The 5,970-nt window shown below is 74.5% G+C and carries 7 protein-coding genes; 5 read left to right on the forward strand and 2 right to left on the reverse strand.

The features are described from left to right. From DVA66_RS16100 to DVA66_RS16120, 5 genes are all read left to right on the forward strand, one after another. Positions 1–779: cell division protein PerM (locus tag DVA66_RS16100; protein ID WP_232822010.1), on the forward strand; the 779-nt coding region annotated here is incomplete at its 5' end. 75 nt (positions 780–854) lie between these two features. Further along, entirely contained in the window at positions 855–1,457 is a 603-nt protein-coding gene (purN, locus tag DVA66_RS16105) for a phosphoribosylglycinamide formyltransferase (protein WP_114560989.1), read from the forward strand. Between the two features lie 44 nt (positions 1,458–1,501). Continuing rightward, positions 1,502–3,088 carry a bifunctional phosphoribosylaminoimidazolecarboxamide formyltransferase/IMP cyclohydrolase gene (gene purH, locus DVA66_RS16110; protein ID WP_114560990.1) on the forward strand — a complete coding sequence of 529 codons (1,587 nt, stop codon included), beginning with the start codon at positions 1,502–1,504 and terminating at the stop codon, positions 3,086–3,088. Positions 3,089–3,113: 25 nt separating this feature from the next. Next, a complete protein-coding gene (locus tag DVA66_RS16115) occupies positions 3,114–3,971 on the forward strand; it encodes a bifunctional methylenetetrahydrofolate dehydrogenase/methenyltetrahydrofolate cyclohydrolase (RefSeq protein ID WP_114560991.1) in 858 nt (285 codons plus the stop codon). A gap of 10 nt (positions 3,972–3,981) precedes the next feature. Then, positions 3,982–4,266: a DUF3017 domain-containing protein gene (locus tag DVA66_RS16120; protein ID WP_114560992.1), complete on the forward strand. Its 285-nt coding sequence runs from the start codon at positions 3,982–3,984 to the stop codon at positions 4,264–4,266. Between the two features lie 66 nt (positions 4,267–4,332). Here the strand turns inward: DVA66_RS16120 and DVA66_RS16125 are convergent, their stop codons facing one another. Both DVA66_RS16125 and DVA66_RS21975 read right to left on the reverse strand, forming a co-directional pair. Further along, positions 4,333–5,322: a malate dehydrogenase gene (locus DVA66_RS16125; protein WP_114560993.1), complete on the reverse strand. Its 990-nt coding sequence runs from the start codon at positions 5,320–5,322 to the stop codon at positions 4,333–4,335. A gap of 115 nt (positions 5,323–5,437) precedes the next feature. Continuing rightward, positions 5,438–5,970 (reverse strand): TM2 domain-containing protein (locus DVA66_RS21975; RefSeq protein WP_269801635.1); only part of this gene is annotated, 533 nt, incomplete at its 5' end.

A 5,970-nucleotide genomic window follows, 5' to 3' on the forward strand; every position in this document is an offset into this window, starting at 1 on the left:
CGGTGCGGGCCGTCGGGCTGCCCTGGGCGCTGCCGGACTGGCTGCGCCGGCTGCCCCGCGCGGTCGGCGCCGGGGTGGCGGTGATGGGGCTGGTCTCCACCGCGGTCCTCGTCGTCTCGGTGGTGCAGCACCTCGAGCAGGTGCGCGCGCTGAGCGGGGGAGCGGCGCCGCAGCCGGTGTCCGCGGTGGTGCTGGTGCTCGCCCAGCTGGCCTACCTGCCCAACCTGGTGCTGTGGGCGATGAGCTACCTGCTCGGCGCGGGGTTCACCGTGGCGACCGACTCGGTGGTCTCGCCCATGGTGACCGAGCTCGGGCTGCTGCCCGGCATCCCGGTGCTGGGGGCGCTGCCCGCCGAGGGCGTGGGGAGCTGGACGTCGTGCCTGTGGCTGCTGGCCGGGGTGGCCGCCGGCGCGGTGACGGCGGTCGTGCTGCTGCGCGGGCTGCGTCCGCTGCGCTTCGACGCCGCCTGCCTGGTCGGCGGGCTCGCCGCGGCGCTCACCGGGCTGGTGCTGACGGTGGCCGGGGCCGCCTCCCGCGGCAGCCTGGGCAGTGGACGGCTGACCGGGCTCGGGCCGCGGCTGACCGAGCTGGCGGTGATGTCGGTGACCGTGCTCGGCATCGCCGGGCTGGTGACCGGGTTCGTGTACGGCCTGCTGGTGCGTCGCCGGCCCGCCGACCCGGGAGCCGACCACCCGGACGAGCCACAGGAGGAGGACACCAGGGTGCTGCGTCGCCTCGACGACGCCGAGGCCACCCAGGTGCTCCGCCGCCGGCGCTGACCCGGGCCGCCGCCCGGTCCCGGGCGGCCGTCGCGCGGATCGCCCGCCGCCGGGCCAGGCGATAGGGTCTGGCGGGTGGCGATGCGTGTCGTGGTCCTGGTGTCCGGGTCGGGCACCCTGCTGCAGTCGCTGATCGACGCCGCGGCGGCCGGACGGCTGCCGGTGGAGGTGGTCGCGGTGGGCAGCGACCGCACCGGCATCGCCGGCCTGGAACGGGCCGAGCGGGCCGGCATCCCCACCTTCGTCGTCCCGCTCGAACGTCGCGCCGGAGGCGCGCCCTCCGGATCGCGCGCCGACCGGTCGGCCTGGGACGCCCGGCTGACCGAGGCGGTCGCCGAGCACCGTCCCGACCTGGTCGTCTGTGCCGGGTTCATGAAGCTGCTGGGGGAGGCGTTCCTGGACGCCTTCGGCGGCCGCACCATCAACTCCCACCCCGCCCTGCTGCCGTCCTTCCCCGGGATGCACGGCCCGCGGGACGCCCTGGCCGCCGGGGTGAAGGTGAGCGGGGCCACCGTGTTCATGGTCGACGCCGGTGTGGACACCGGGACGATCCTGGCCCAGCGGGCGGTCGACGTCCGCGAGGACGACACCGTGGAGACGCTGCACGAGCGGATCAAGGTGGTCGAGCGCGAGATCCTGGTCGAGACCGTCGACCGGCTCGCCCGCACCCAGTCCTGACCCGGCCCCGGCACCGTCCGGGCGAGACAACGAGGAGACCCGTCATGACCGACATCCCCGTCACCGACGCCGACGCCCCCGACCAGGTGCCGCTGCGGCGGGCCCTCGTCTCGGTCTACGACAAGACCGGCCTGGTGGAGCTCGGCCGCGCCCTGCAGGCCGCCGGGGTGGAGATCGTCTCCACCGGCTCGACCGCCGCCCGGCTCACCGAGGCCGGCGTGCCGGTCACCCCGGTGGAGCAGGTCACCGGCTTCCCCGAGTGCCTGGACGGCCGGGTCAAGACGCTGCACCCGCTGGTGCACGCGCCGATCCTCGCCGACCGCCGGCTGGCCAGCCACCGCGAGCAGCTGGCCGAGCTGGGCGCGCAGCCGTTCGACCTGGTGGTGAGCAACCTCTACCCCTTCACCGAGACCGTCGCCTCCGGCGCCAGCCCTGACGAGTGCGTCGAGCAGATCGACATCGGCGGGCCGTCGATGGTGCGAGCCGCGGCCAAGAACCACCCCTCGGTCGCGATCATCACCTCCCCGAGCCAGTACGAGGAGCTGGAGCGGGCGCTGGGCGCGGGCGGGTTCACCCTGGTCGAGCGCCGCCGGCTGGCCGCCGAGGCGTTCGCGCACACCGCTGCCTACGACGTCGCGGTGGCGTCGTGGTTCGCCAACGGGCTGGGTGCGGAGCCGGAGCAGGTGTTCCCGTCCTTCCTGGGCGCCACCTGGGAGCGCGCCGACGTGCTGCGCTACGGGGAGAACCCGCACCAGGCGGCTGCCCTCTACACCGGCCCGTCCGGTGGTGGGCTGGCCGGTGCGGAGCAGCTGCACGGCAAGCAGATGTCGTACAACAACTACGTCGACACCGACGCCGCCCGCCGGGCCGCGCTGGACTTCGAGCAGCCGGCGGTCGCCATCATCAAGCACGCCAACCCGTGCGGGATCGCGGTCGGCGCCGACGTCGCCGAGGCGCACCGCCGGGCTCACGCCTGCGACCCGGTGTCGGCCTTCGGCGGCGTCATCGCGACCAACCGCCCGGTGTCGGTGGAGATGGCCCGCCAGGTCGCCGAGGTGTTCACCGAGGTGGTGGTCGCCCCCGACTACGAGGACGGCGCGCTGGAGGTGCTGACCGCCAAGAAGAACATCCGGCTGCTGCGCTGCGCGGACGAGGACCGTCCGGCCACCGAGCTGCGGGCGGTCAGCGGCGGGCTGCTGCTGCAGCAGGCCGACCGGATGCAGGCCGAGGGCGACGACCCCGCGCAGTGGACCCTGGTCGCCGGTGATCCCGCCGACGAGGCGCTGCTGGCCGACCTGGTCTTCGCCTGGCGGGCCTGCCGGGCGGTGAAGTCCAACGCCATCCTGCTGGCCCGCGACGGCGCCTCCGTCGGGGTCGGGATGGGTCAGGTCAACCGGGTCGACTCCTGCCGGCTGGCGGTCGAGCGGGCCGGTGCGGAGCGGGCCCGCGGGGCCGTGGCGGCCTCCGACGCCTTCTTCCCCTTCGCCGACGGGCCGCAGATCCTCATCGACGCCGGCGTCCGCGCGATCGTCCAGCCCGGTGGCTCGGTGCGCGACGAGGAGACGGTGGCCGCCGCCCGCGCGGCCGGCGTCACCCTGTACCTGACCGGCGCCCGGCACTTCTTCCACTGACCACCGCCCGCACCCGAGGAGCGAGATGACCGCACAGACCATGCTCGGCAAGCCCATCGCCAGCGCCATCAAGGACGACCTGAAGCGGCGGGTGGCCGCCCTGGCCGAGCGCGGGGTGGTGCCCGGGCTCGGGACCGTGCTGGTGGGCGACGACCCGGGCAGCCACTCCTACGTCCGGGGCAAGCACCGTGACTGCGCCGAGGTGGGGATCACCTCGATCGCGGTCGAGCTGCCCGGCGATGTGGAGGAGGCCGAGCTGCGCGAGCGGCTGCAGGCCCTCAACGAGGACCCGGCCTGCACCGGCTACATCGTGCAGCTGCCGCTGCCGGGCCACCTGGACGAGAACGCGATGCTCGAGCTCGTCGACCCCGACAAGGACGCCGACGGGCTGCACCCGACCAACCTCGGCCGGCTGGTGCTCGGCACGCCCGCGCCGCTGCCGTGCACGCCGCGGGGGATCGTCGAGCTGCTGAGGGCCAACGACGTCGAGCTGGCCGGCGCCGAGGTGTGCGTGATCGGCCGCGGCACGACGATCGGGCGTCCGATGGGGCTGCTGCTGACCCGACGCTCGGAGAACTCCACGGTCACGCTGTGCCACACCGGCACCCGCGACCTGGCCGCGCACACCCGTCGCGCCGACATCGTCATCGCCGCCGCCGGCGTCCCGGACCTGGTGGACGCCGACATGGTCGCCGAGGACTCGGTGCTGGTCGCGGTCGGGATCACCCGGACCGAGGCGGGGCTGGTCGGCGACTTCCACCCCTCGGTGCTCGAGAAGGCCCGGCTGATCGCCCCGGTGCCCGGCGGTGTCGGCCCGATGACGCGGGCGATGCTGCTGAGCAACGTGGTCGACCGCGCCGAGGCGATGGCCGCCTCCGCCTGAGCCGGGCCCGATGGACCCCTCCGGACGTCCGAGCGCCGCCACCTCGCGCTCGTTGAACCCGTGGCCGCTGCTGGCCTCGCTGGCGGTGTTCGCCGCCGGGCTGGTGCTGTGCGCGCTGGGGCAGTGGCGGGTCGGGCTGTGGACCTGCGCCGGCGGGCTGGTGCTGGCCGGGGTGCTCCGGCTGGTGCTGCCGCGGCGGTCGGTGGGGCTGCTGCGGGTGCGCCACCAGGCGGTCGACGTCGTCCTGCTGCTGGGGGCCGGGGTGGCGATGGCGGTGCTGGCCTACCTGCGCTGAGGCCGGGAGCCCCGGGCACGGAACGGCCCGGGGCGCTGGTGCACCCCGGGCCGTCGCTGCGTCGGATCAGATGAGGCCGAGGGAGCGGACCGCGTCACGCTCCTCGGCGAGCTCGGCGACGGTGGCGTCGATCTTGCCGCGGGAGAACTCGTCGATCTCCAGGCCCTGGACGATGGAGTACTCCCCGTCGGTGACGGTGCAGGGGAAGGAGCTGATCAAGCCCTCCGGCACGCCGTAGGAGCCGTCGCTCGGCACCGCCATCGAGATCCAGTCGCCTTCCGGCGTCCCGGTCACCCAGTCGCGCATGTGCTCGACGGTGGCGTTGGCGGCCGAGGCGGCCGAGGAGGCGCCGCGGGCCTCGATGATGGCCGCGCCGCGCTTCTGCACGGTGGGCAGGAAGTCCTGCTCGACCCAGGCCTGGTCGTCGATCACCTCGGCGGCGTTGCGGCCGGAGATCTCGGTGTGGAACAGGTCGGGGTACTGGGTGGCGGAGTGGTTGCCCCAGATCGTCATGTGGGTCACCTCGGCGACCGGCACGCCGGCCTTCTGCGCGACCTGGGTGAGGGCGCGGTTGTGGTCGAGGCGGGTCAGCGCGTTGAAGCGCCGGTTCGGGATGTCGGGGGCGTTGGTCATCGCGATCAGCGCGTTGGTGTTGGCCGGGTTGCCGGTGACGAGCACCTTGACGTCGTCGGCGGCGTGGTCGTTGAGGGCCTTGCCCTGGGCGGTGAAGATCGCGCCGTTGGCCTCGAGCAGGTCGCTGCGCTCCATGCCCTTGCTGCGCGGACGGGCCCCGACCAGCATGGCGAGGTTGACCCCGTCGAACACCTGGGTGGCGTCGTCGCCGATCTCGACCGAGCTGAGCAGCGGGAACGCGCAGTCGTCGAGCTCCATCACCACACCCTCCAGCGCCTTCAGCGCCGGGGTGATCTCCAGCAGCCGCAGCTCGACGGGCTGGGTCGGCCCGAGCAGCGCACCGCTGGCGATGCGGAACAGCAGGCTGTAGCAGATCTGACCGGCCGCCCCGGTGACGGCGACCTTGACGGGTGCGTTGCTCACGTCTCGACTCCTCCTCGCGCCGACGGCGCGGTGTCCGCGGCCCGTCCGGGCCCTGTCGGGGTGACGCTAGCAATCCGCGCCCGGTCGGCGCAGACCGGCCGTCGTCGGCGGACCGTCAGCGCAGCGCGCGGCCCTGGGGGTCGCGGATCGTGCCGGTGAGGATGAGGACGAACTCGACCAGCGCCCAGAGACCGGTGACGAGCGGACCGATGCCGAGCAACCAGATGCCGAGCACCCAGATCAGCAGCTGGGCCACCCCGCGGCCGGTGTGGCCGAGGTAGAGGTTGTGCACCCCGAGGCCGCCGAGGAAGAACGCGAGCACCGCGGCGGTGGTCTTCGACTTGTCCGACCAGCTCGCGTCCGACCCGTAGGGCGAGGCGTAGGGGTGCGCGACGGGGTGGGGTCCGCCGTAGGGATGGGCCCGGTAGGGCGTCAGCGCCTGGCCGGCGTAGGGGGCGACCGGCGGGGAGCCGCGGTAGGGGTCGGCGGCGGCCGACGACCGTGGCGCGTAGGGGTCGACCGGTGCGTACGGCGGCAGCGGCTGCGTCGCGTACGGGTCGGTCGGAGCGGCGTGGGGGCCGGGCAAGGGCGTGGTGGGGGACGGGTCGGCCCAGCCGGGGCGCCCGGGCGGGTAGGGGTCGGCGGGCG

The sequence above is a fragment of the Desertihabitans aurantiacus genome, assembly GCF_003344635.1.
Classification (GTDB): Bacteria; Actinomycetota; Actinomycetes; order Propionibacteriales; family Propionibacteriaceae; genus Desertihabitans; species Desertihabitans aurantiacus.

Bases quoted from the DNA above. Each gene is read 5' to 3' on its own strand.
- purH (WP_114560990.1), top strand. From the start codon at position 1,502: ATGACCGACATCCCCGTCACCGACGCCGACGCCCCCGACCAGGTGCCG.
- DVA66_RS16115 (WP_114560991.1), top strand. From the start codon at position 3,114: ATGACCGCACAGACCATGCTCGGCAAGCCCATCGCCAGCGCCATCAAG.
- DVA66_RS16120 (WP_114560992.1), top strand. From the start codon at position 3,982: ATGGACCCCTCCGGACGTCCGAGCGCCGCCACCTCGCGCTCGTTGAAC.